Annotated in this window: 20 protein-coding genes; 3 read left to right on the top strand and 17 right to left on the bottom strand. The window is 76.6% G+C overall.

Going from position 1 to position 21560, the window contains the following annotated elements; genetic code table 11:
- Position 1: 1 nt before the first annotated feature.
- The 14 genes from PHK61_RS06995 to PHK61_RS06930 all read right to left on the bottom strand — a co-directional run bounded on the left by PHK61_RS06995 (position 2) and on the right by PHK61_RS06930 (position 13342).
- Positions 2–637, bottom strand: a complete 636-nt coding sequence (locus PHK61_RS06995; RefSeq protein ID WP_274280245.1) for a histidine phosphatase family protein — start codon at positions 635–637, stop codon at positions 2–4.
- A complete protein-coding gene (hemL, locus tag PHK61_RS06990; RefSeq protein ID WP_274280316.1) occupies positions 634–1950 on the bottom strand; it encodes a glutamate-1-semialdehyde 2,1-aminomutase in 1317 nt (438 codons plus the stop codon). Before hemL ends, PHK61_RS06995 begins: the two co-directional genes overlap by 4 nt.
- Before the next feature lie 60 nt (positions 1951–2010).
- Complete coding sequence (locus PHK61_RS06985) at positions 2011–4092, bottom strand: protein kinase domain-containing protein (RefSeq protein WP_274280244.1); 2082 nt, start codon at positions 4090–4092, stop codon at positions 2011–2013.
- 80 nt (positions 4093–4172) lie between these two features.
- The gene (locus PHK61_RS06980; protein WP_274280243.1) at positions 4173–4502 is read right to left on the bottom strand and encodes a hypothetical protein; all 330 of its coding nucleotides are present in this window, start codon (positions 4500–4502) and stop codon (positions 4173–4175) included.
- Positions 4499–4957 (bottom strand): hypothetical protein, encoded by a 459-nt coding sequence (locus PHK61_RS06975; protein WP_274280242.1) that lies wholly within the window; start codon positions 4955–4957, stop codon positions 4499–4501. The genes PHK61_RS06980 and PHK61_RS06975 overlap by 4 nt, the downstream gene beginning before the upstream one ends.
- Positions 4954–5394 carry a hypothetical protein gene (locus PHK61_RS06970; RefSeq protein ID WP_274280241.1) on the bottom strand — a complete coding sequence of 147 codons (441 nt, stop codon included), beginning with the start codon at positions 5392–5394 and terminating at the stop codon, positions 4954–4956. The genes PHK61_RS06975 and PHK61_RS06970 overlap by 4 nt, the downstream gene beginning before the upstream one ends.
- Positions 5391–6380 (bottom strand): porphobilinogen synthase, encoded by a 990-nt coding sequence (hemB, locus tag PHK61_RS06965; protein ID WP_274280240.1) that lies wholly within the window; start codon positions 6378–6380, stop codon positions 5391–5393. Before hemB ends, PHK61_RS06970 begins: the two co-directional genes overlap by 4 nt.
- A 36-nt stretch (positions 6381–6416) precedes the next feature.
- Positions 6417–8063 (bottom strand): uroporphyrinogen-III synthase, encoded by a 1647-nt coding sequence (locus PHK61_RS06960; protein WP_274280239.1) that lies wholly within the window; start codon positions 8061–8063, stop codon positions 6417–6419.
- Positions 8064–8086: 23 nt separating this feature from the next.
- Complete coding sequence (gene hemC, locus PHK61_RS06955) at positions 8087–9130, bottom strand: hydroxymethylbilane synthase (RefSeq protein ID WP_274280238.1); 1044 nt, start codon at positions 9128–9130, stop codon at positions 8087–8089.
- Positions 9127–10512, bottom strand: a complete 1386-nt coding sequence (locus tag PHK61_RS06950; RefSeq protein WP_274280237.1) for a glutamyl-tRNA reductase — start codon at positions 10510–10512, stop codon at positions 9127–9129. The genes hemC and PHK61_RS06950 overlap by 4 nt, the downstream gene beginning before the upstream one ends.
- A complete protein-coding gene (locus PHK61_RS06945) occupies positions 10509–11348 on the bottom strand; it encodes a redox-sensing transcriptional repressor Rex (protein ID WP_337993935.1) in 840 nt (279 codons plus the stop codon). The genes PHK61_RS06950 and PHK61_RS06945 overlap by 4 nt, the downstream gene beginning before the upstream one ends.
- A gap of 319 nt (positions 11349–11667) precedes the next feature.
- Positions 11668–12324, bottom strand: a complete 657-nt coding sequence (locus tag PHK61_RS06940; RefSeq protein WP_274280235.1) for a ferritin-like domain-containing protein — start codon at positions 12322–12324, stop codon at positions 11668–11670.
- 74 nt (positions 12325–12398) lie between these two features.
- On the bottom strand, positions 12399–12986 hold the full coding sequence (locus PHK61_RS06935; protein WP_274280234.1) for a hypothetical protein: 588 nt from the start codon (positions 12984–12986) through the stop codon (positions 12399–12401).
- Positions 12983–13342 (bottom strand): glutaredoxin family protein, encoded by a 360-nt coding sequence (locus tag PHK61_RS06930; RefSeq protein ID WP_420791364.1) that lies wholly within the window; start codon positions 13340–13342, stop codon positions 12983–12985. The genes PHK61_RS06935 and PHK61_RS06930 overlap by 4 nt, the downstream gene beginning before the upstream one ends.
- An 876-nt stretch (positions 13343–14218) precedes the next feature.
- Between PHK61_RS06930 and PHK61_RS06925 the strand changes: the two genes are divergently transcribed.
- The 3 genes from PHK61_RS06925 (at position 14219) to PHK61_RS06915 (ending at position 17487) form a co-directional block, all read left to right on the top strand.
- Complete coding sequence (locus PHK61_RS06925; RefSeq protein WP_420791367.1) at positions 14219–14818, top strand: sigma-70 family RNA polymerase sigma factor; 600 nt, start codon at positions 14219–14221, stop codon at positions 14816–14818.
- Between the two features lie 124 nt (positions 14819–14942).
- Positions 14943–16268, top strand: a complete 1326-nt coding sequence (locus PHK61_RS06920; RefSeq protein WP_274280233.1) for a DUF5667 domain-containing protein — start codon at positions 14943–14945, stop codon at positions 16266–16268.
- Positions 16269–16602: 334 nt separating this feature from the next.
- Positions 16603–17487, top strand: a complete 885-nt coding sequence (locus PHK61_RS06915) for an HAD family hydrolase (protein ID WP_274280314.1) — start codon at positions 16603–16605, stop codon at positions 17485–17487.
- A gap of 78 nt (positions 17488–17565) precedes the next feature.
- Here the strand turns inward: PHK61_RS06915 and PHK61_RS06910 are convergent, their stop codons facing one another.
- From PHK61_RS06910 to PHK61_RS06900, 3 genes are read right to left on the bottom strand one after another with little or no spacing between them, the layout of a single operon-like run.
- Positions 17566–19335, bottom strand: coding sequence for an HNH endonuclease signature motif containing protein (locus tag PHK61_RS06910; RefSeq protein WP_274280232.1), 1770 nt, complete (start codon positions 19333–19335; stop codon positions 17566–17568).
- 50 nt (positions 19336–19385) lie between these two features.
- On the bottom strand, positions 19386–20438 hold the full coding sequence (locus PHK61_RS06905) for a lysophospholipid acyltransferase family protein (RefSeq protein WP_274280231.1): 1053 nt from the start codon (positions 20436–20438) through the stop codon (positions 19386–19388).
- A 56-nt stretch (positions 20439–20494) separates the two neighbouring features.
- Positions 20495–21547 (bottom strand): NAD-dependent epimerase/dehydratase family protein, encoded by a 1053-nt coding sequence (locus tag PHK61_RS06900; protein WP_274280230.1) that lies wholly within the window; start codon positions 21545–21547, stop codon positions 20495–20497.
- Between the last annotated feature and the right edge of the window lie 13 nt (positions 21548–21560).

Raw genomic sequence — 21560 nt, 5'->3', positions numbered from 1 at the left:
CTCACGCCCCCGTGGCGGTGGGGTCCGAGGTGCCGCCCGGCTCGGCGTAGGCGATGTCGACGAGGCTCTCGTCGTCGAAGACGAAGCTCGTCACCGACCCGAGCGAGCACTGCCGGTGCGTGGGGTTGTGCCAGAGCCGCTGCCCGGTGAGGAAGCGCCGCAGCGTCCAGATCGGCAGCTGGTGGGAGACGCACACGGCCTCGTGGCCGGCGGCCGCGGCGCGCGCCCGGTGCGCCGCGCCGAGCATGCGGTGCGCGATCTCCAGGTACGGCTCGCCCCACGACGGGCGGAACGGGTTGCGCAGCAGCGGCCAGTACTCGGGCTTGCGCAGCGCCCCGTCGCCGACGGACACGTGCTGGCCCTCGAACGCGTTGGCGGCCTCGATGAGCCGGTCCTCGGTCACCGGCTCCAACCCGAGCGCCGCGGCGATCGGCTCGGCGGTCTCCTGCGCGCGCTGCATCGGCGAGACGAACAGCGCGGTCACGTCGGCGCCCGCGAGGTGCACCGCGACGCGTTTGGCCTGCTCGCGACCGGTGTCCGAGAGCCCGTAGCCGGGCAGGCGCCCGTAGAGGATGCCCTCGGGGTTGTGCACCTCGCCGTGGCGCACGACGTGCACGGTGGTCCGGACCGGGCTCACGGGGCCATCGCCCCGGCCGCCGCCCGCGCCGCGTGGGGCAGCGCGTCGGCGAGCACCGAGAACGCGTCGTCGTCGAGCGCCGCGGAGACGAAGCACGCCTCGAACACGCTCGGCGGCCAGTAGACGCCCCGGTCGAGCAGGGCGTGGAAGAACGGCGGGAAGCGCCAGGTCTCCGCGGCACGCATGTCGTCGTAGTTGCGCCCCTCGTCCTCGGCGAAGCGCACGGAGATCAGCGAGGCGGCCCGCTGGATCGTGTGGACGACGCCGGCCCCGGACAGCGCGTCCGTGACGAGCCCGTGCAGCCGGTCGACGTGGGCGTCGAGCGCGGCGTAGACCTCGGGCGTCGCGTGGCGCAGCGTCGTCAGCCCGGCGGCCGTGGCGACGGGGTTCCCGGCCAGCGTGCCCGCCTGGTAGACGGGCCCGGCCGGAGCGAGCTGGGCCATGACGTCGGCGCGGCCGCCGAACGCCGCGGCGGGCAGGCCGCCGGACATGACCTTGCCGAAGCAGTAGAGGTCGCCGGCCACGCCCTCGAGGCCGTACCAGCCGGCGGACGAGACGCGGAAGCCCGTCATCACCTCGTCGATCACCAGCAGCGCGCCGTGGGCCTGGCAGAGCCGCTTGAGGCCGGCGTTGAAGCCGTCGTGGGGGGCGACCGCGCCCATGTTGCCCGCGGCCGCCTCGGTGATCACGCACGCGATCTCGGGCCCGCGCTCGGCGAACACCTGCGCGACGGCGTCGAGGTCGTTGTAGGGCAGGACGACGGTGTCGGTGGCCTGCGCGCCGGTGACGCCCGGGGTGGACGGCAGCCCGAAGGTCGCGACCCCGGAACCCGCCTCGGCGAGCAGCGCGTCGACGTGCCCGTGGTAGCAGCCGGCGAACTTCACGACGACGCTGCGCCCGGTGAACCCGCGGGCGAGGCGCACCGCGCTCATCGTCGCCTCGGTGCCCGAGTTGACCAGGCGCACCTGCTCGACGGGCTCGACGCGGCGCACGATCTCCTCGGCGAGCTCGACCTCGCCGCCGGTCGGCGTCCCGAACGACAGCCCGCGGGTCGCGGCCTCGCGAACGGCCTCGACGACGGCCGGGTGGGCGTGCCCGAGGATCATCGGGCCCCAGGAGCTGACCAGGTCGACGTAGCGGTTGCCGTCGGCGTCGGTGAGGTAGGGCCCGGAGCCGGACACCATGAACCGCGGGGTGCCGCCGACCGACCGGAACGCGCGGACCGGGGAGTTCACCCCGCCCGGGACCACCTGCTCGGCGCGGGCGAAGAGGTCGGCGCTGTGGCCGACGCTCGACGTGCCCGAGCCCGTCATCGCTGTACTGGTCACGGGCGCCAGTGTCCCAGCCGCTGCGTGACGGCGCCGTGGCCGGGATCAGGTCGGGAGCGCGTCCCCCGGCGGCGGCCCCAGCCCCGCGACGGTGCGGTCGACGGCGTCGCAGTCCGGCCCGACGATCTCGGCGGCGTAGGGCGCCGCGTCCCACCCGAGCAGCGCGCGGCACGTGCCGCCGTCCTCGGCCTGCACGTACGGGCCCTGGCGCGGCCCGTTCGGCGCGTTCCACGAGCTCACCGTCTCGCCCGTGCGCGACCCGCGGGCGTTGGCCTCGGTCGCGACGTCGCCCGGGCCGTTCCACCGCGACCAGGTCGTCGTGGTGCCGTCGGCGCCGATGCAGCTGCGCACCTGGAGCGGGACGATCCCCGAGGTGCCCGGGGTCGGGGTCGCGGGGCCGCAGCCGTCGCGGACCGCCCCGGGCAGGATGCGATCGACCGCCCGCAGCTGATCGCCGCCGGGCAGCCCGGAGGCCTGGAACGCGGTGGTGACGTCGGCGCAGCGGTCCGCCGGGGCGTAGAGCTGGACGTTGACGGCGAAGCCGGTGTACGCCGCGAGCGAGGTGCAGGACGCGCCGCTGACCGTCTGCCAGTACGGGCCCTGGGGCACGTTCTGGGCCGCCCACTGCCGCTGGCCGTCCACCGAGGGGGACGTCGAGTACGAGAGCACGCGGTTCGTGGCGTCGGCCGGCGAGGCCCACCGCGCGTAGGCGATCGCGACGCCGGCCGGCCCGGTGCACTGGACGGCCTCCACGGGCCGGGCGCCGCCGGCGCTGATCTCGTACGCGGCGACGTCGCCGGGCGCGCACCCGGCGGAGACCGTCTCCGGGAACAGCTGCGCGAGCGAGGCCGCGTTGCCGACGGCCACCGTCGCGGGCCCCGACGACGCGCCCACCACCAGCACCGTCGTGACGATCACCGCGGCGACGAGCACGAGGGCGCCGACGACGATCGCGATCGTGCGGCCCCGGCGCCGCGGGGTCGCGGCGGGAGCCCCGGGCGTGCCCGGGGTGGCCCAGGGGGCCGACGACGAGCTCCAGGTGCCCGCCGGCGCGGCGGGCGACCAGGGCCCCGAGGATGCGCCGTGGGGCCCGCTGTCCCAGCGCACCTGGCCGGGGACCTGCGCAGGTCCCGGAGCGTAGGGCGGCGGCCCCGGGGGCGCGTAGCCTGCCGGCCCCACCCAGGTGGCCCGCCCGTGCTCCGGCCCGCCGACCGGCGGGGTCGGGGCGGTCGCGGGGACGGGCGCGCTGCCGTCGACCGCGGCGCGGGCGGCCTCGGCGAGCTCGCCGGCCTCGGCGTACCGGTCGCCGGGGCGCTTGGCGAGCCCGCGCAGCACCACGGCGTCGAGCGCCGGCGGCAGCCCGGGGCGCCGCGAGGACGGCGGGGCCGGCGGCACCGCGAGGTGCTGGTGGAGCATCGCGGGCATGTCGCCGTCGAACGGCGGGCGCCCGACGAGCATCTCGTAGAGCACGACGGCGAGCGCGTAGACGTCGGCGCGGCGGTCGACGGCGGCACCCTCGAACTGCTCGGGCGCCATGTAGGCGAGCGTCCCGAGCGTGGTGCCGGTGCCCGTGAGGTTGCGCCCGCGCGTGCCCGAGCTCGCGAGCCGGACGATCCCGAAGTCGACGAGGTGCACGAAGTCCGGCCCGCGCCCCGAGGTCACCAGCACGTTGCCCGGCTTGACGTCGCGGTGCACGAGGTCGTGGGCGTGCGCGTCGTCGAGCGCATCGGCGATCTGCTCGACGATGCCCACCGCCCGCGCCGGGTCGAGCGGGCCCTCCTCGACGATGACACGGGCGAGGTCGCGGCCCTCGACGAGGCGCATGTCGAGGAACAGGCGCCCGTCGATCACCCCGAAGTCGTGGATCGGCACCACGTGCGGCGACGACAGGCGGGCGGCGGTGCGGCACTCGCGCTCGAAGCGCTCGCGGATCTCCGGGTCGTCGGCCAGCTCGGGGGTCAGGCGCTTGAGCGCGACCTCCCGGTCGCGGCGGGTGTCGTACGCGCGGTGCACCTCGCCCATGCCGCCGCGCCCGAGACGGCCCTCGAGGCGGTACGGACCGAAGGACCCCTGTGCTCCCTGCGGCGGAGCGGACCCGTCCGGAGACGGTCCCGACAGGTGCGTCATTCGTCCTCCCCCCGGTCGGGCGGACGGTCGTCGACCCGGCGCCCGGTCGGAGGATAGAGGGACGAGGGACCCTCAGGCGATCACGTGTCGCGCCCGGATCCCGGCGCGACCGACGCGGGCGCGCTCCCCGTGGACGCGCTCGGCGCGGGCGCGCTCTCCGGAGCCGCGTCCTCCCCCGGCACCGGGCGCGTGGCGCGCCGGACGGGGACCGCGGCGAGGGCGGTGAGCACGGCCGCGACCCCGACCACCGTCCCGGCGACGAGGAACCCGCCGACGAGGTGCAGTTGGCGGATCGGGGTGACGAGCAGGCCGCCCGTGGTCTCGCGCACCTGCACCCCGGCGACGAGCAGCGCCACCGCCGCGACGGCGAGCACCCCCGACACGATCACGAGCAGCACCGGGCGCCTCACGACGCCGCCCGGGTGCGCAACAGGTCCTCGAGCGCCGTGCGCAGGCCGTCGCCGTCGCGGGCCCACGCCACCGCGCGCGTGCCGTCGGTCAGGCGCAGGACCACCGGCGACAGGCGCCGCGGCACGACCGGCCCGTCGCCGAGCACCCGCACGCCGTGGTGCTCCTCGTCGACCGGGCGCAGCGAGGTCACGTGCGACATCGGCAGGCTCGTTGTGCCCTGCTCGAGCGTCGACGGGGTCAGGCGCACCCGCAGGTAGCGGCGCCGCGAGCGCACGAGCAGCAGCGTGTAGAGGAGGACGAGCAGGCCCACCCCGAGCCACAGCGGCAGCGAGGCGCCGCCGGGCGCGAAGCTCTCGAGCCCGATCCCGACCGCGGCGAGCACCGGGCCGAACAGCAGGAGCCAGGGCCGGGTGCCCGACTCCTCGAAGAGGACGGGCGCCTCGGTGCCGGTCACGACGACCGGCCGAACCACGCCCGTGCCGCGGGCAGGTGCAGCAGCACCGCCCCGACGACGAACGCGACGAACCAGACGCCGCCCACGCCGAGGAAGGTCACCTGCACCAGGCCGACCACCCCGAGCACGGCGCCGAGCACCGTGAGACCGATCCGGGCGGTGCGCGACCCGTCCCGCAGCCGGCGGGCCCCGACGACGGTGCCGACGCCCGCCGCGGCGAGCACGATCATCGCGGCGACCACGGCGATGGGCTCGGTGGTCGGGTCGAGGCTGCCGAAGAGCAGGCCGACCGCGAAGAGCACCGCGGTGCCGATCATCAGCACGCCCAGCACGATCCAGACCACCACGGCGGCCGTGACGAGGCCCGGGCGCCCCGGCTCCTCCTCGGGCGGGGTGACCGCGACGGGGTCGACGGGCGCGTGGTCGGCCACCGTCACCGATCCAGCCAGGCCGTGGCCTCGGTGGCCCAGTACGTGAGGACGACGTCGGCGCCGGCGCGGCGGATGGAGGTCAGCGACTCGAGGATCGTGCGCTCGCGGTCGAGCCAGCCCCGCTCGACCGCGGCCGAGATCATCGCGTACTCGCCGGACACCTGGTAGGCGGCGACCGGGACGTCGGCGCCGTCGGCGACCCGGCGCAGCACGTCGAGGTAGCCCATGGCCGGCTTGACCATCACGATGTCGGCGCCCTCGTCGAGGTCCAGCGCCACCTCCCGGGCGGCCTCGCGGGCGTTGGCCGGGTCCTGCTGGTAGGTCCGGCGGTCGCCCTGGAGCTGGGAGTCGACGGCCTCGCGGAACGGGCCGTAGAAGGCGCTCGCGTACTTGGCCGAGTAGGCGAGGATCGCGGTGTCGGCGAACCCCGCGTCGTCGAGCGCGGCCCGGATGACGCCGACCTGGCCGTCCATCATCCCGCTGGGCGCGACGACGTGGGCGCCGGCGCGGGCCTGGGCCACCGCCATCTCGCCGTAGATCGGCAGCGTCGCGTCGTTGTCGACGGCACCGTCGGCGTCGAGGACCCCGCAGTGGCCGTGGTCGGTGAACTCGTCGAGGCACGTGTCGGCCATGACCGGCAGGGCGTCACCGACCTCGGCCCGGACGTCGGCGAGCGCGACGTTGAGGATGCCCTCCGGATCGATCGCCCCGGACCCCACCGCGTCGCGGCGCGCGGGCACGCCGAACAGCATGATCCCGCCGACCCCGGCCGCCGCCGCCTCCGCGGCCGCCTTGCGCAGCGACTCGCGGGTGTGCTGGACGACGCCGGGCATCGACGTGATCGGCCGCGGCGCGTCGAGGCCCTCGGCCACGAACACCGGCAGCACCAGGTGCCGCGGGCGCACCTCGGTCTCGGCGACGAGACGGCGGATGCCGGGGTTCACCCGCAGCCGGCGGGGGCGGTCAGCCGGAAACGATCTCGGGGGGAACATGGGCCTTCGTCCTTCCGGGGCCGGTCGGCACCGAAATTAGCGCTTGCGGGCCTTCGTCTTGCGCGGCGGGGGCAGCGCGCCCTCGGCCCGCAGCTTCGTGGCGTGCGATGCGAGCGCCTCGACCAGCGACGGCACGTCGGCCACGTCGGGCTTGACGTCGACGCGCAGCCCGAACTCGACGGCGGTCTCGGCGGTCTTCGGCCCGATGCAGGCGACGATCGTGCGGGCGTGCGGCTTGCCGGCGATCCCGACGAGGTTGCGCACCGTCGACGACGAGGTGAAGCAGACCGCGTCGAACCCGCCGGTCTTGATCGCCTCGCGCACCGGCGCGGGCGGCGGGGCCGCGCGCACCGTGCGGTACGCCGTGATGTCGTCGATCTCCCAGCCGCGCTGCTGGAGCCCCTCGGCGAGGGTCTCGGTGGCGATGTCGGCGCGCGGGAGCAGCACCCGGTCGACCGGGTCGAGCACGTCGTCGTGCGGCGGGAAGACCTCGAGCAGGCCCTCGGAGGACTGCTCGGTCTCCTCGTCCGGCACGAGCTCGGGGTGGACGCCGAACGCGCGGACGGTCTCGGCCGTCGCCTCGCCGACACAGGCGATCTTGACGCCGGAGAAGGCGCGGGCGTCGAGGCCGAACTCGCCGAACTTCTCCCACACCGCGCGCACCGCGTTGGCCGAGGTGAACACGACCCACTGGTAGCGCCCGTCGACGAGGCCCTTGACCGCGCGCTCCATCTGCGCCGGGCTGCGCGGCGGCTCGACCGCGATGGTCGGCACCTCCTCGGGCACCGCGCCATGGACGCGCAGGCGGTCGCTCATCGCGCGGGCCTGGTCCTTGGTGCGCGGCACGAGGACGCGCCAGCCGTAGAGCGCGCGCGACTCCCACCAGGAGAGCGTGGCGCGGTCGGTGACGGCGTCGCCGAGGGTGACGACCAGCGTGCCCTCGAGGTCCGCGCCGTCCGCGGCGAGCTTGTCGAGGCTCGTCTCCACCGTGCGCTGCCGCGAGCCGGTGCCGGCCGCGGTGACCAGCGCCGGGGTGCCGGGCTTCCAGCCGTTCTCGACGAGCTGCGCCGAGGCGCCGGCGAGCTCGGCGGCGGTGGCCTGCAGCACCAGCGGGCCCGGCGCGACGGCCAGAGCCGCGTAGTCGACGGCCTCGCCGGCGGTGAGGTCGACCGAGGTGTGGGCCGGGCCGAGCGCGACGCCGGCGTAGGTCGGGACCGCGGTGTCGGCCGGCATGCCCGGGACGACGTCGAACGGCACGGCGGCCGCCGCGACGGCGCGGACCTCGGTGACGACGTCGGGGCGGACCAGCGGGTCGCCCAGGACCAGGCGCACCACCGAGTCGCCGCCGCGGGCCGCCGCGACCACGGTCTCGGCCAGCGTGGCCGGATCGGCGGGGGCCGGGCCGTCGCCGGTCGCGGCCGGGTCGTCGGCCGCGAAGCCCGGGGCGACCACGGCGTCGGTCGCGGGGCCGCCGGCCGCGGGGTCGTCGCCGACCTGCCCGACCGGGCGCACCGTCACCGACGACGGGAGCAGCGCGAGGACGTCCGCGGGCACGCCGCGATCGGCCACGACCAGCGTGGCGGCGGCGAGGGCGTCGCGGGCCCGCACGGTCAGCAGGCCGGGGTCACCGGGCCCGCTGCCGACGAAGGCGACCCGGCCGGCGGTCGTCGAGGGTGCTGTCATGTCTTCCGTTCCCATCGTGGTGTTCAGGAGGCGGGCGGGGGCTGCACATCGTCCTGCGCAGATCGGGTCGAGCTCCGCTGCGCTTCGTCTTCCGCGAGCCCCTTCGGCTCCGCCCCGTCGGCGAGCAGTTCCGCGGCCAGTTCCCGGCCGATCCGCTCGGCGTCCTCGGTCTCTCCGGTGGCGGAGCCGCGCACCAGTGCGCCCTCCGCCGTGGCGGCCACCGCGCGCAGCGACAGCCGTTCGACGACGTGACCGTCGTCGTCGAGGTCCTCGACGACCTCGGCGAGCGCCCCGATCGGCGACCCGCAGGGTGAGCCCAGCCCGCCGAGGACCGCGCGCTCCGCGGACACGGCCGTGGCCACGGACTCGTCGTGCAGGGTGGCGCGCAGGAGCCCCTCGAGCGGGGCGTCGTCCGCGCGGCACTCGCAGGCGAGCGCCCCCTGGGCGGGGGCCGGCAGCACCTGCAGGGGGTCGAGCACCTCGGTGGCCTCGCCGACGCGGCCCAGGCGGGCCAGCCCGGCACGGGCCAGCACCACGGCGTCGAGCTCGCCGCGGGCCACCTTGCCGATGCGGGTGTCGACGTTGCCGCGGATCGGCACGAGCTCGAGCCCCAGCCCGAGCGCGGCGATCTGCGCGATCCGCCGCGGCGACCCGGTGCCGACCACCGCCCCCGGCGGCAGCTCGCCGAGCACCATGCCGTCGCGGGCCACGAGCGCGTCGCGCGGGTCCTCGCGCGCCGGGACGGCCGCGAGGACCAGCCCGGGCACGGCGGCCGTGGGCAGGTCCTTGTACGAGTGCACCGCGACGTCGATCTCGCCGGCGAGCACGGCGTCGCGCAGCGCGGTGACGAACACCCCGACCCCGGTCTGCGGGATCGGCGTGTTCGCGGCCTGGCTGCGGTCGCCGTCGGTGGCGATCGTGACGATCTCGACGGTGGCCCCGGCGTCGGTGAGCGCGGAGGCGACGAGGTCGGTCTGGGTGCGGGCGAGCAGGCTCGCGCGCGTCCCGATCCGGATCGTGCGGGCGCCCTCGCCGGTGAGCGGGGCGGTGGTCTCGGTCGCCGTCACGAGCGTCCCCGCCTCGGGTCGACCGACAGCGCCTGGCCCATGCCGTCGCCGGGCTCGACGCTCGCGGTGGTCTCGGTGATCGTCTCGGTCGCGGCCAGCGCGGCCGGGGTCTGCGGGTCGAGCTCGAACAGCTCGCGCAGCGCCTCGGCGTAGGTGTCGCCGCCCGGGGACTGGGCGAGCCGCTTGACCTGCACGGTCGGCGTGTGCAGCAGCTTGTCGACCACGCGGCGCACGGTCTGGGCGACCTCGTCGCGCGTCTGCCCCTCGAGGTCGGGCAGGCGCCCGTCGAGGCGCAGCAGCTCGGCGTCGACGACCTCCGCGGCGCGGCGGCGCAGCGCGGTGACCGTGGGCGTGACCTCGGCGGTGCGCTGCGCGGCGAAGTAGGCGCGCACCTCCTCGGCGACGACCGAGCGGGCCTCCTCGACCGCGCGCCCGGCGCTCGCGGAGCGCAGGCGCTCGCCGAGGGCGGCGAGGTCGACGACGGTGACGCCGGGCAGCGCACCCACGCGCGGGTCGACGTCGCGGGGCAGCCCGAGGTCGCAGACGACGAGCCCGGGGCCCCGCAGCGCGAGGGCCGCGCGCACGTCCTCCTCGCCGACGACCGTGCCGACCGCGCCCGTGCAGGCGACGACGACGTCGGCGGCGGCGATCTCGGCGTGCAGGGCGTCGAGGCCCGCCGCGCGGGCGGGCGTGCCCTCGGCGCGCAGCGACACCGCGAGCCGCTCGGCGTTGGCCTCCGAGCGGTTGGCCAGCACGATCTCGGCCACGCCGCTGCGCCGCAGGTGGGCGGCGCTCAGCGCGCCCATCGACCCGGCGCCGACCACGAGCGCGCGCCGCCCGCCGAGGCCGCCGAGGGCGACGTCGGCGTCGACGAGGGCCTCGGACACGACCGAGGCGCCCGCGGCGTCGATCCCGGTCTCGGCGTGGGCGCGCTTGCCGACGCGCAGCGCCTGCTGGGCGAGCTCGTGCAGCACCCGGCCGGCCGACCCGAGCTCGCGGGCCTCGGCGTAGGACGCGCGGAGCTGGCCGAGGATCTGCGCCTCGCCGACGACCATCGAGTCGAGCCCGGCGGCCACGGAGAAGAGGTGCTCCACCGCCGAGCCGGCGTAGTGCACGTAGAGGTGGTCGGTGAGATCGGAGACCTCGGCGTGGGCGTGGCGGGCGAGCACCGAGGACACCTCGGTGAGCCCGCCGTGGAAGGTCTCGACCACCGCGTAGATCTCGACGCGGTTGCACGTGGAGACGAGCATCGCCTCGGTGACGTGATCGCCGGTGAGCAGGTCGTCGAGGACCTTGCGGGTGTCGTCTCCGGACACGGCGACGCGCTCGAGCACCGGCACCTCGGCGGTGCGGTGCGAGACGCCGACCAGGAGCAGGCTCATCGGGAGACCGCCTCTCGCGGGGTCTGTCGCGGGCCGGCGGCGGGTCCGGCGGCGGGTCCGGCGGGTCCGGCGGCCGGGACCGTGCCGTGCCGGCGGGCGACGTGGAACGACAGCACCTGCATCTCCACCGCCAGGTCGACCTTGCGCACCTCGACCCCCGCAGGCACCACCAGCACGGTGGGGGCGAAGTTGAGGATGCTGCGCACACCCGCGGCCACGAGGTGGTCGCAGACCTGCTGGGCGGCGGCCGCGGGCGTCGCGACCACGCCGATGGTGACGCCCCGCTCGGCGCACACCCGCGGGATGCTGTCCGCGTGCTCGACCTCGACGCCGTCGAGGGTGGTGCCGACCAGCGCGGGGTCGACGTCGAAGAGCGCCGCGACGGGGAAGCCGCGGGCCGCGAAGCCGCCGTAGCCGGCCAGCGCGTGCCCGAGGTTGCCGACCCCGACCAGCGCGACCGCGTGCGGGCGGGTCAGCCCGAGGGTGGCCTCGACCTCGGCGACCAGCCGGGAGACGTCGTAGCCGACCCCCCGCACCCCGGACGAGCCGATGTGCGAGAGGTCCTTGCGCAGCTTCGCCGAGTTGACCCCGGCCGCCGCGGCGAGCTCCTCGCTGGAGACGGTGCCGCGGCCCTCGGCCAGCAGGGTGGTGAGGACGCGCAGGTAGACGGCCAGGCGGGCGACGGTCGCCTCGGGGACGGGGCGGGCGGCGGTGTCGGCGCCGTCGGCGCCGCTCTCCGGGCCGCCGACGACCCCGCTCGGCGTGAGGTCGTCCTCGCGCGCCCGAGTCGTGGGCACCGGGCGGCGGGCAGGCCGGGTGCCACGATCGACCGTCACTTCCGGGCGCCTCCTGTCATCCCTCGCTGCGTGCCGCGGTCGGCACCCGGCGGCCTGCACCACGCGGACGTCCCGGACCCTGTTCCGGACAACGCTAGCGCTCGTGAACGCACGCACAAAATCGCCGCGAGCCGCCGGGCCGTGGGCTCTGACACCCGCCGCGCCGACGCGGACCGCGCCGTGTCGTGCTGGCGTCGTGCCGACCGGCGGAGGCCTCCAGTCTGCCCGATCCGACCGCTGAACGCCTGCTCCCGCGGTGTCGCGGGCGTCGCTCCGCGGTGCCCGGCGTCCCCCGTGCGCCGTCCGGTGGACGCAGGTGTCAGACGGTGAGCGCGTCGGGACCCAGCGCTCCGGCGGTGGGGTCGTCCGGTGCGGTGGGCGGACGTCCGAGCAGGAAGTCCGCGCTCGCCCCGTGCATCGCCGCGACCGGTCCGACGCCCGCCGCGAGCGCGACGGCCGACGCCTCGGTGACCTGACCCGTGATGGCGGTCACGGTGGCCGTGACCGTGCCGGTGAGGTCGGCGGCGAGACCCAGGAGGTCGACGGGGGCGCGCGCGGCGTCCAGGCGTCCGCGCAGCGCGGGCTCGACCGTCAGCGGGGCGCCGTCGACCGCGGGCCGCCCGGCGACGGTGAGCAGCCGGTTCCACGCCTCGGCGTGCGCGACGTGCTGGGCCGCGGCGCCGGACAGGTAGGCGGCCACGGCGCCGGGCACCGCGCCGTAGCGGCCCTGCCCGGCGCCGGACGCGGCCTCGCCGAGCAGCTCGCCGGCCAGCGCGGACACCGCGGCCCCGAGCGCGACCAGCGCCGCCTCGCCCGTGTAGGTGGGCGCCGCGGCGGTCGTGGTCGCCGGGGGTGCCGGCGGCGCCTCGGCGGGCGGCGCGCCGGCGGGCGCCTCGTTCGAGCAGGCCGCCAGGGCCCCGGCCCCCGCGAGGGCGCCGAGGCCGAGCAGGAACCGCCGCCGGGGCAGGGCCGTCATCGAGGCGGCACGCCGCGGCTCGGAGCTGATGCGTTTCATCGAGGCGGCACGCAGCGAAGCGGAGCTGACGCGTTTCATCGAACCGCCCCCTCGGTCGCCGGCGACGCCTTCTCGGTGGGGAAGAGGACGTCGGGGAAGCCCACGGTGCCGGCGGCGGGCGGCAGCGCCGCGAGGTCCGGCGGGGAGGCGACCAGCTCGGCCCGCCCGGTGGACAGCAGCGACTGGAACGTCAGCAGCAGGGCCTTGCGCCGGGCCGCCGCGGCGGCGTGCCCGGCCACGGTCTGCCGCACCTCGGGCGCGGAGAGGTCGACGACGTCGCTCACGAGCGTCTGGGCGAGGACGTCCTCGAGGGTCAGCGCGAGCCCGACGACGTCGCCCGGCCCCCGCACCGTGGGCAGCGCCTGCTCGACCACGGGGGCGTACCGGGGGTCGGCGTTCGTCTGGGCCCGCCCGCCGGCCTGCCGCGTGGCGGTCGCGAGGTCGGTGCGGGCGCGGGCCAGTTCGTCGAGCGCGGCGGCGAGGAGGTCGCGCAGCGGCGCCGGCGCGGAGGGCCCGCCCCCGAACGCCAGCGCCTGCAGGGAGGAGTAGGTGTCGGCGGCGAGCACCACGAGCGACGAGGCGGTCTGCAGGATCGGCACGTCCGCGGGCGCCGGCGCGGTCACGGGGCCTCCCCGCCGAGGGCGCGGACGAGGTCGGCGGGCTCGAGGCGCCAGGACGCGATCTCCACCCCGTCGACGAGCGTGACCGGGATGCGGTCGCCGTACTCGGCGCGCCACTCCGGGTCGGTGCCCGGGGCGTCGACGTCGACGACCGTGTGCTCCTCGCCGGCGCGTCCGCAGATCTCGCGCACCACGCCCTCCACCCGGTCGCAGGTTCGGCAGTCGGCCCGCACGAGCACGACCACACGGACGGGTTCGTCGTCCGGGACCGCCGACGCGCCCGCGAGACCGCGCGCACGACCGCCCGTCGCACCGCCCACCGAGGCGGTCGCCCGCTCGTCGGACCGTTCGTCCGCCACGGCTCGTCGCCTCCCTCCGGCACCCCCGCGGTGCACCGCCCGGCGGCAGTCTCGCACGGTCGTCGGGGCCCCACGCGGAGCCCCGGGATACGTCCGAACGGCCGCTCGTCGCACCGTCGGTGCAGGTCGGAGAGGGTCCACCCGGTCGGGGGCGCGCCGATGTCAGGGGAACTCACGCCGCACGTATGCTCCCCCGGCGACGCCCCCTCCGCGGGGGATCGATCCGGATCGGGAGACGTCGACCGAGGGAGAGGGCATGTCCGACGCAGCCGGCCGTCACGGCCGGACGTGCGCGCGCGACACCGCCTCCGCCGCGCCCGACCCGACGACCGTGCCCGGAGCGCCGTGAGGCGCGCGGCACCCGATCCCGCCGACGAGCCCGGGCCCGGCCACGTGCCGGCGCGGGGCGGCCGGGGGCACCACACCGGCACGACCGGGCGGTCGCGTCTGGCCACCGGCACCCCGCCCGACCCGGTGATCGACGCGCGCGCGCACGGCGCTCCGCCGACCGCGCCCTTCTACCCGGCGCAGCGGCGACGCGAGGACACCTGGCCGCCGCCCTCGGCCGAGCCCCCCAGCGCCCCGAACGGCCATCCGCGCGCCGGGCGTCCCGGCCGGCCGACGCCGCCGATGGGCGTCCCCCAGCCCGAGCCGCAGGCCCCGCCCGCCCCCCGCCGCAACGGCACCGGTCCGCTCCCCCCGGTGCCCCCGGACGTCCCGCCCCCGGCCGACGTCGCCGCCGCCACGACCTCCGTGCCGATGCAGCCGCCGGGCGACCCGACCGCCACCCTCGCCGGCCCGCAGCCGCTGCCCGAGGACGCCGGGTCGGTCGAGGAGCCCCGCGAGGACCGGGTCGACGAGGACCTCGCCGACGACCTGCCCGACGACCTGCCCGACGACCTGCCCGACGACGACGACGGCACGAAAGCCGAGGGTTGGGCGCTCGTCCGCGCTGCGCAGGACGGCGACACCGAGGCGTTCGGGCAGCTGTTCGACCGCTACCACGACACCGTCTTCCGGTTCGTCCTCTTCCGCCTCGGCGACCGGCCCGCGGCCGAGGACCTCACCCAGGAGACGTTCGTCCGCGCGTACCGCCGGATCACCTCGGTGAGCTACCAGGGCCGCGACATCGGTGCGTGGTTCGTCACCATCGCCCGCAACCTCGTGCTCGACCACGTGAAGTCCAGCCGCTACCGGCTGGAGAGCTCCACCGCCGAGGTCGCCGACGTGGCGCCCAGCAGCTTCCGTCCCGGCCCCGAGTCCGAGGTCATCGCCGGCGCGACCCACGCCGAGCTGCTGCGATGCGTCGCCCGCCTGGGTGACGACCAGCAGGAGTGCATCGCCCTGCGCTTCCTCCAGGGCCTCTCGGTGGCCGAGACCGCCGAGATCATGGGCCGCAACGAGGGAGCCGTGAAGGCCCTCCAGCACCGTGCGGTGCGTCGTCTCGCTCAACTGTTGCCCGAGGGGCTGCGGTGAGTCACATCGTTGTGGTTCGAACCGCACACCGCATCGTCGTAACCGGTCGGCCCTCCGTTCGTTTGCCCCTGCGACGAGCACGGCGCGTACGGACCGTGACGCGCGGACGATGAGGACGGACGGCATGTCGAGCGGGCACGACGGGGACGACGAGCGGTTCGCTCGCGTCGGGGAGGAGCGCGACGCCACCGGGCGTCCGGCGCGTCCCGATCGTGCGGGGGACCGCGCGGCCCCGGCGGACCCCGAGCTCGCCCGCGACCTCGAGCTCACCGCCGCGCTGCGCGCCGCCGGGCGCGACGCCGTCGGCCCCGACCCCGCGACCAGCGCCCGCATGCGCGCCGCCGTGATGGCCGAGATCACGGGGGGTGCCGCCACGTCGGCGGCCCCCCGCGGGAGCACGCGCGTCCTGCGCACCCCGGACACCGGTCCGGCCGGCGGTCGGGGGGCCGGCCGGGCCGGGCGCGAGGACCGCGCCGCGTCCGACCGCCGCCGCGGGGGCACGCGCCCGGCCGACGGGCGTCCCGCGGGCCGCGCGTCGTCCCGGCGCTCGTCCTCCCGGGTGCTGTCCTCGTTCGTGACCGGGGCGTGCGCGATCCTGCTCCTCGGGGCCCTGACCGTCCTGCTCAGCCGCGGCTCGCTGCCCGGCGAGATGCTCTACGGCGTCAAGCGGGCCTCGGAGAGCGCCGAGATCGGGCTGACCAGCGGCCAGGAGGCCAAGGGCCGGCGGCACCTCGACTTCGCGGCCACCCGCCTCGAGGAGGTCTCCGACCTCATCGCCCGCGACACCACCACGGCGGCCGGCACCGGCCCCGCGGCGGCGGGCCTCGGCCCCGACGAGTCCGCGCTCGTGATCGAGAACCTGCGCGCGTTCGGCGAGCAGGCCCGCACCGGCTCGCGGATGATCCTCCCGCTCGCGTCGCAGCCCTCGGGCCCGCGGCCCGCCGAGCTCGCGGAGTGGGCGCGCTCGCAGTCGTCCCGCCTCGACACGCTCAGCCCCTCGCTCGACGGCGACGGGCGCGCCGCGGCCACCGACTCCCAGCAGATGCTCCAGCGCCTCGGCGAGCGGGCCACGGCGCTGAGCGGGCCCACCCGGTGCGAGACGGGCACCGAGACCGACGACCTCGGCCCGGTGCCCTCACGCGAGTGCGACACCTCCCGCGAGCAGGCGACCGCGTCGCCCGAGCGCACCGAGGCCGCCAGCACCGCCACGTCGAGCACGACGACGACCACCACGACGACCACCTCGCGGAGCAGCAGCTCCACCGAGGAGTCGTCGAGCCGCAGCAGCCGTGACTCCGACGACGACTCCGGGCCGGTGGACGGCCTGCTGCCCGGCGGCGAGAGCGACGGCTCGCCGGACCCGGTGCGGGTCCCGCTGCCGGTGCCGCTGCTCCCGCAGGTCGACGTCCCGCCGCTCCTCCCCGGCCTGCCCGGTCTGAGCCTCGGCTGACGACCACCCGTCGCCGGGTGTGAGCCCGGTCGGGGCGCGCCCGCGGTCGGGGGTCGCGTCTAGGGTGATGTCGCACCGCGCCGGGGCCGAAGACCGTCCCGATCCCGGCGGCGTGGTCCCGGGACGGACACGACGGGAGGGTCCGGCGGTGGCAGGACGGCGCGAGCGCCGGTTGCAGGCGGAGCGGGATGCGGCACGACGTGCGGGTGAGGCGTCCGCCGAGGCCGCGCTGCAGGATCCGGCGCTGGGTGAGCCCACCGCGTCCGAGCTCCTCGAGACGGTGCCCGAGAGCGCCGGGCCGACCACCGACCCGACCGCGCCCGGCGAACCATTCATCGAGGGCGCCCCCGACGGCGAGCTCGCCGGCGGCGGGCCCGCGGCCGCCGCCGCAGCCGCCGACGCGCCCGACATCCACCGGGTCCCGCCGTCGCCGCGGGTGCCGCCCGACCTCACCGCCGCCGCGTTCTTCGACGTCGACAACACGATGATGATGGGCGCGTCGATCTTCCACTTCGCCCGCGGGCTGGCGGCGCGGAACTTCTTCTCCGGCTCCGACCTGCGCGGCTTCGTCTGGCAGCAGCTGAAGTTCCGCCTCGGCGGCGAGGGCAGCCCCGACGACGTGCGGGCCCACCGCGAGCAGGCGCTGTCGTTCGTGGCGGGCCAGTCGGTGTCGGAGCTGGTCGCGCTCGGCGAGGAGATCTACGACGAGCTGATGGCCGACCGCATCTGGGAGGGCACCCGGGCGCTCGCCCAGATGCACCTCGACGCCGGCCAGCGGGTCTGGCTCGTCACCGCGACGCCGCTCGAGCTCGCCCGCATCATCGCGCGGCGCCTGGGGCTCACCGGCGCGCTCGGCACGGTCGCCGAGAGCGAGGACGGCGTGTTCACCGGGCGCCTCGTCGGCGAGCTCCTCCACGGGCCCGCCAAGGCCCACGCCGTGCGCGCGCTCGCCGCCCGCGAAGGCCTCGACCTAAGGCGTTGCGCGGCCTACTCCGACTCGGTCAACGACGCGCCGATGCTGTCGGTGGTCGGCACGGCGGTGGCCGTCAACCCCGACTCGGACCTGCGCGCCATGGCCCGCCGGCGCGGCTGGGAGATCCGCGACTTCCGGTCCGGGCGCAAGGCCGCGAAGATCGGCGTGCCGTCCGTGCTCGGCGCGGGCGCCGTCGCCGGCGCGGTGGTCGCGGGCGCGGCCTACCGCCGCCGCCTGGTCGGCTGACCCGAGCGGCGTCCCGACCCGCCGCGCACGGCGCCCCGACAGGGGCTCGCTCGTCGACGCGGCGAGGCGTGCAGAGCCTCAGAACGGAGGCTCGTCCTCTGCAGGGTCGGGCGGTGGCCGTCCCGGTGACCGGCCGGCGGGGTAGGGGTCGGCGGTCCAGACGGGGTCGTCGGTGGCGAACTCGGTGGGGGTGGTGGTCGAGCGGTGGCCGAAGGCCTCGGGGTCGGGGAGGTGCGGGGTGACCGGGCGGCGGGGGCGGTCGTAGGTGTGGCCGGTGGGGCTGGTCCAGGTGAAGTGGCCGGGGGTGGGCTGGGTGAGGCGCCAGCCGGCGTCGTGCTTGAGTCGGTGGTCGTGGCGACACACCGCGCCGAGGTTGTGCTCGACGGTGGTCCCGCCGTGGGTGACTGCGCGGGTGTGGTCGATGTCGGTGCCCTTCGCGGAGGCCCGGCAGGGCGGGAACACGCACGTGCGGTCGCGCATCCGGGTCCAGCGGGCCAGCGCCGCGGACGGGAACCGGCGCCGCGCGTCCTGGGGTGTTGATGGCGGCCCGGTCCACACCTGGAGCTGCTCGCGCAGGTCGGCGAGGACCTCGCCCCAGGCGCCGGGCTCGCGGACGCGGTCGAGCTCGGAGCGGCTGATGTGCAGCTCGAGGACCGGGCGCGCGGCGGTCGGCTGCCCGGGGGTAGTGCGGTAGCCGTGGGGTCGGCGTCGGGTGGTGAGCGCGGCGAGCAGGTGCCCGTGGTCGTCGGTGATCGCAACCCGCCACTGCGCGCCGCAGAGCTGGCGGGCGAACTGGCGGGCGAAGGGGGCGTGCACGACGCCGTAGCCGGGCATGGTGCCGGGCTTCTCGTCCAGGCCCAGCAGCGTGAGCAGCCCGACCCGCAACTCGACCCGCCCGGCCCGCAACCCCCCGGCCGGTGCCGGCCCGTCAGGTGCGGGGTCGTTCGAGGTGCGCTCGCTGCGGCTGGTGCCGCCACCGGGGCCGGGGCCGTGGGCGCCGACATGGCGCGGGGTGGTGCGCCCCGGAGGGTCGGCAGGGTCGGCGTGCGCCACCACGTGCGCGATGAGGGCGTCGTCGTCCCACCCCTGCGGGTGGGGGCCCAGCAGCGCGAGGTAGACATCGGCGCGGATGGTGTCGAGCAGCCCCGGATGCCCCGAGGCCTTCGCGCGCAGCACCAGGGTCTCCACGTGCGCGACCGACAGCGCCCCGGCATCCAGGGGCAGGTCGAGCCCCGAGAGGTTCAGGGTGCCCGCCGCGGTGTGCCGCGCCCGCACCCGGCGCTGGCGGCGGGCGCGGGCGTAGAGCCGGGCGGCCCAGGCGGGGTCGAGCGCGGTGGCGATCTGCTGGATGCGCTCGATCAGCCCGGACAGCGTGAGTCGCGGCGCCTCAGGCAGCACCGCCAGCACGACCCGGCGGGCGTGCTCACCCGACAGGGACGCGGTCCAGGTGACACAGATCCGGACCCGGTCGGTGTCGATGCGCCCGGCGTCCCACGCCGCCCACAGCTCGGGGATGGCGGCGATCGCGGTGTCGGCCTGCCCGAGCAGGGTCGCCACCCGGGTGCGGGACTCGACCAGCACCGCGCGCAGCTCGTCGGTGCTGAACTCGCCGTAGCCCTCCCGGCGCCCGCCGGGACGGTCGGGTTCGGCCAGGGCGGCCTCGCGGGCGGCCAGGGCGAAGCGGGCCTCGTGGTGGGAGAGCTGGCGGCGCCACGCCGCGGCCAGGGTCACCGCGTCGTGCGGCGAGACCGCCCGCGGGTCGACCCGTTCCAACAGCGCGCCCAGCGCCGCGCCGGGCGGGGTCGTGGCGACCCCCTCCGGCAGCGACGCGAACACGTGTTCGAACATGGGTCGAGACTAACTCCGACCCCCGACAGCGAGGGGCCGATCCGGGAGTTCTACCCCAGGAACGCGTTCCGCCGGCCCGCGAGCAGGCGGTAGAGCGTCTGCTGGATCGTCTCGCGCACCTGGTCGGTCAGGTTGAACACGAGCATCGGGTCGTCCGCGGCGCCGGGCTCGTAGGCGTCGGTGTGGATGGGCTCGCCGAACTCGATGTACCACTTCGACGGCAGCGGCACGAGGCCGAGCGGGCCGAGCAGCGGCCAGGTGGGCGTGACCGGGAAGTACGGGACGCCGAGCAGACGGGCCAGGGGCCCGATGTCGGCGATCTTCGGGTACGTCTCCTCCGCGCCGACGATCGAGCACGGGATGATCGGCACGCCCGAGCGCAGCGCGGCCGAGACGAAGCCGCCGCGACCGAAGCGCTGGAGCTTGTACCGGTCGGCGAAGTCCTTGCCGATGCCCTTGAACCCCTCGGGCCACACGCCGACGAGCTCGCCGGCGGACAGCAGCGCCTCGGCGTCGGCGTTGCAGGCCAGCGTGTGCCCGGCCTTGCGCGCGGCGGCGCCGACGCCCGGCAACCCGAAGACGAGGTCGGCCGCGAGCATCCGCAGGTACCGGGGCACGGGGAGGTCGTCGTGCGCCGCGACCGTGGTCATGAGGGCGTCGAGGGGCAGCGTCCCGGAGTGGTTGGCCACCAGCAGCGCGCCGCCGGAGAGCGGCACGTTCTCGGTGCCGATCGTCTCCACGCGGAACCAGTGCTCGTAGAGCGGGCGCAGCAGCGGCATCACCACGTTCTCGGTGAGGTCGCGGTCGAAGCCGAAGTCGTCGACGGTGTAGCGGCCGGTGAGGCGGCGCTGCAGGAACTCGCCGACCTCGGCCACGCGCGCCTCGAGGTCGGTCGGACCCTCGGCGGTCGGCAGGGCGGCGATCTCGCCGCCGCCCTCGACGGCGTCCACGACCTCGCCCCGGGGCTCGATGCCCCGCGCGGCGTCGGTGCGCTCCTGCAGCGACCCGACACCCGGCCGGCTCGCCCGCCGCGGCGCGGGGCGCGTGCGGGGTCGGGGGCGTCCGCCGTCGGAGCGCAGCGGGATCACCCGGGCCTCGGGCATGACGTCACCTCTGGTGGAGCGAGGAGCGGACGGGCGGTCGGGGTCGGGCGGGCCGGTCACGTGCCGGAGGGCAGGGCGCGGGCCACGGCGAGTGCCACGTCCTGCGCCCGGCCGAAGGTCGCCGGGTCGATCACCGGGCGCAGGTTGCGCCCGGCCACGAAGTCGTCGAAGGCCTGGACCGTCGTCCATCGGGGCGTGAAGCCGAACTCGTTCTGCAGCTTCGTCGTGTCGACGACCCGGCCGAAGTTGAGCAGGCGCAGCTGCTCGGGCGAGAAGTCGACGAGCCGGGCCCGGCGGGTGAAGCGCCCGATCAGCGGCACCGCAGGCTGTGGCACCGGCAGCGAGATGCGCCCGGCCCGCCGGATGGCCTGGGAGAGCATCAGCACCCCGGCCGCGCCGACGTTGAACACCCCGGGCAGGTCCTCCGCGGCCGCCCGCTCGAGCACCGCGACCGCGTCCTCCTCGTGCAGCAGCTGCACGCGCGCGTCGTACCCCAGCACGACGGGGACGACCGGCAGCGAGAAGTACCGCACGAACGACGTGTCGATCCGCGGGCCGATGAGGTTGACGAAGCGCAGCGTCGTCACCGGGATGTCGGGGCGGCGCCGGGAGAAGCTCCGGACGTAGCCCTCGATCTCGACGGCGTCCTTGGCGTAGCCGCCGGGCGGGATCGCCTTGGGCTCGGTGGTTTCGGTGAACGTCGCGGGGTCACGCCGGCTCGCGCCGTAGACCGCGCTCGTGGACTTCACCACCAGGCGGCGCACCGTGTCGGACCGCTGGCAGGCCGCGAGCAGCTGCATCGTCCCGATGACGTTCATCTCCATCATCATCGAGCGGCCCCCGGACTGCGCGGGGTTGCCCGAGAGCGACGCGTGGACGACCGTGTCGACCTTCGCCGTGGAGATGACCTTGCCGATCAGCGGGTTGCGGATGTCCACCCGCACGAACTCGGCACGCCCCATCCGCCGCCGCATCTCCCGCGACGGCGGCGTCGTGTCGACCCCGAGGACGCGCTCGATCGACGGGTCGGCGGCGAGCCGCGCCGCCAGGTGGCCGCCGAGGAAGCGGCTGACCCCGGTGACGAGGACGACGGACGGCGCCTCCGACATGAGCTGGCATCTC

This window comes from Actinomycetospora lutea, assembly GCF_028737205.1.
Lineage (GTDB): Bacteria > Actinomycetota > Actinomycetes > Mycobacteriales > Pseudonocardiaceae > Actinomycetospora > Actinomycetospora lutea.
This window is presented reverse-complemented; position numbering and strand designations above follow the sequence as displayed.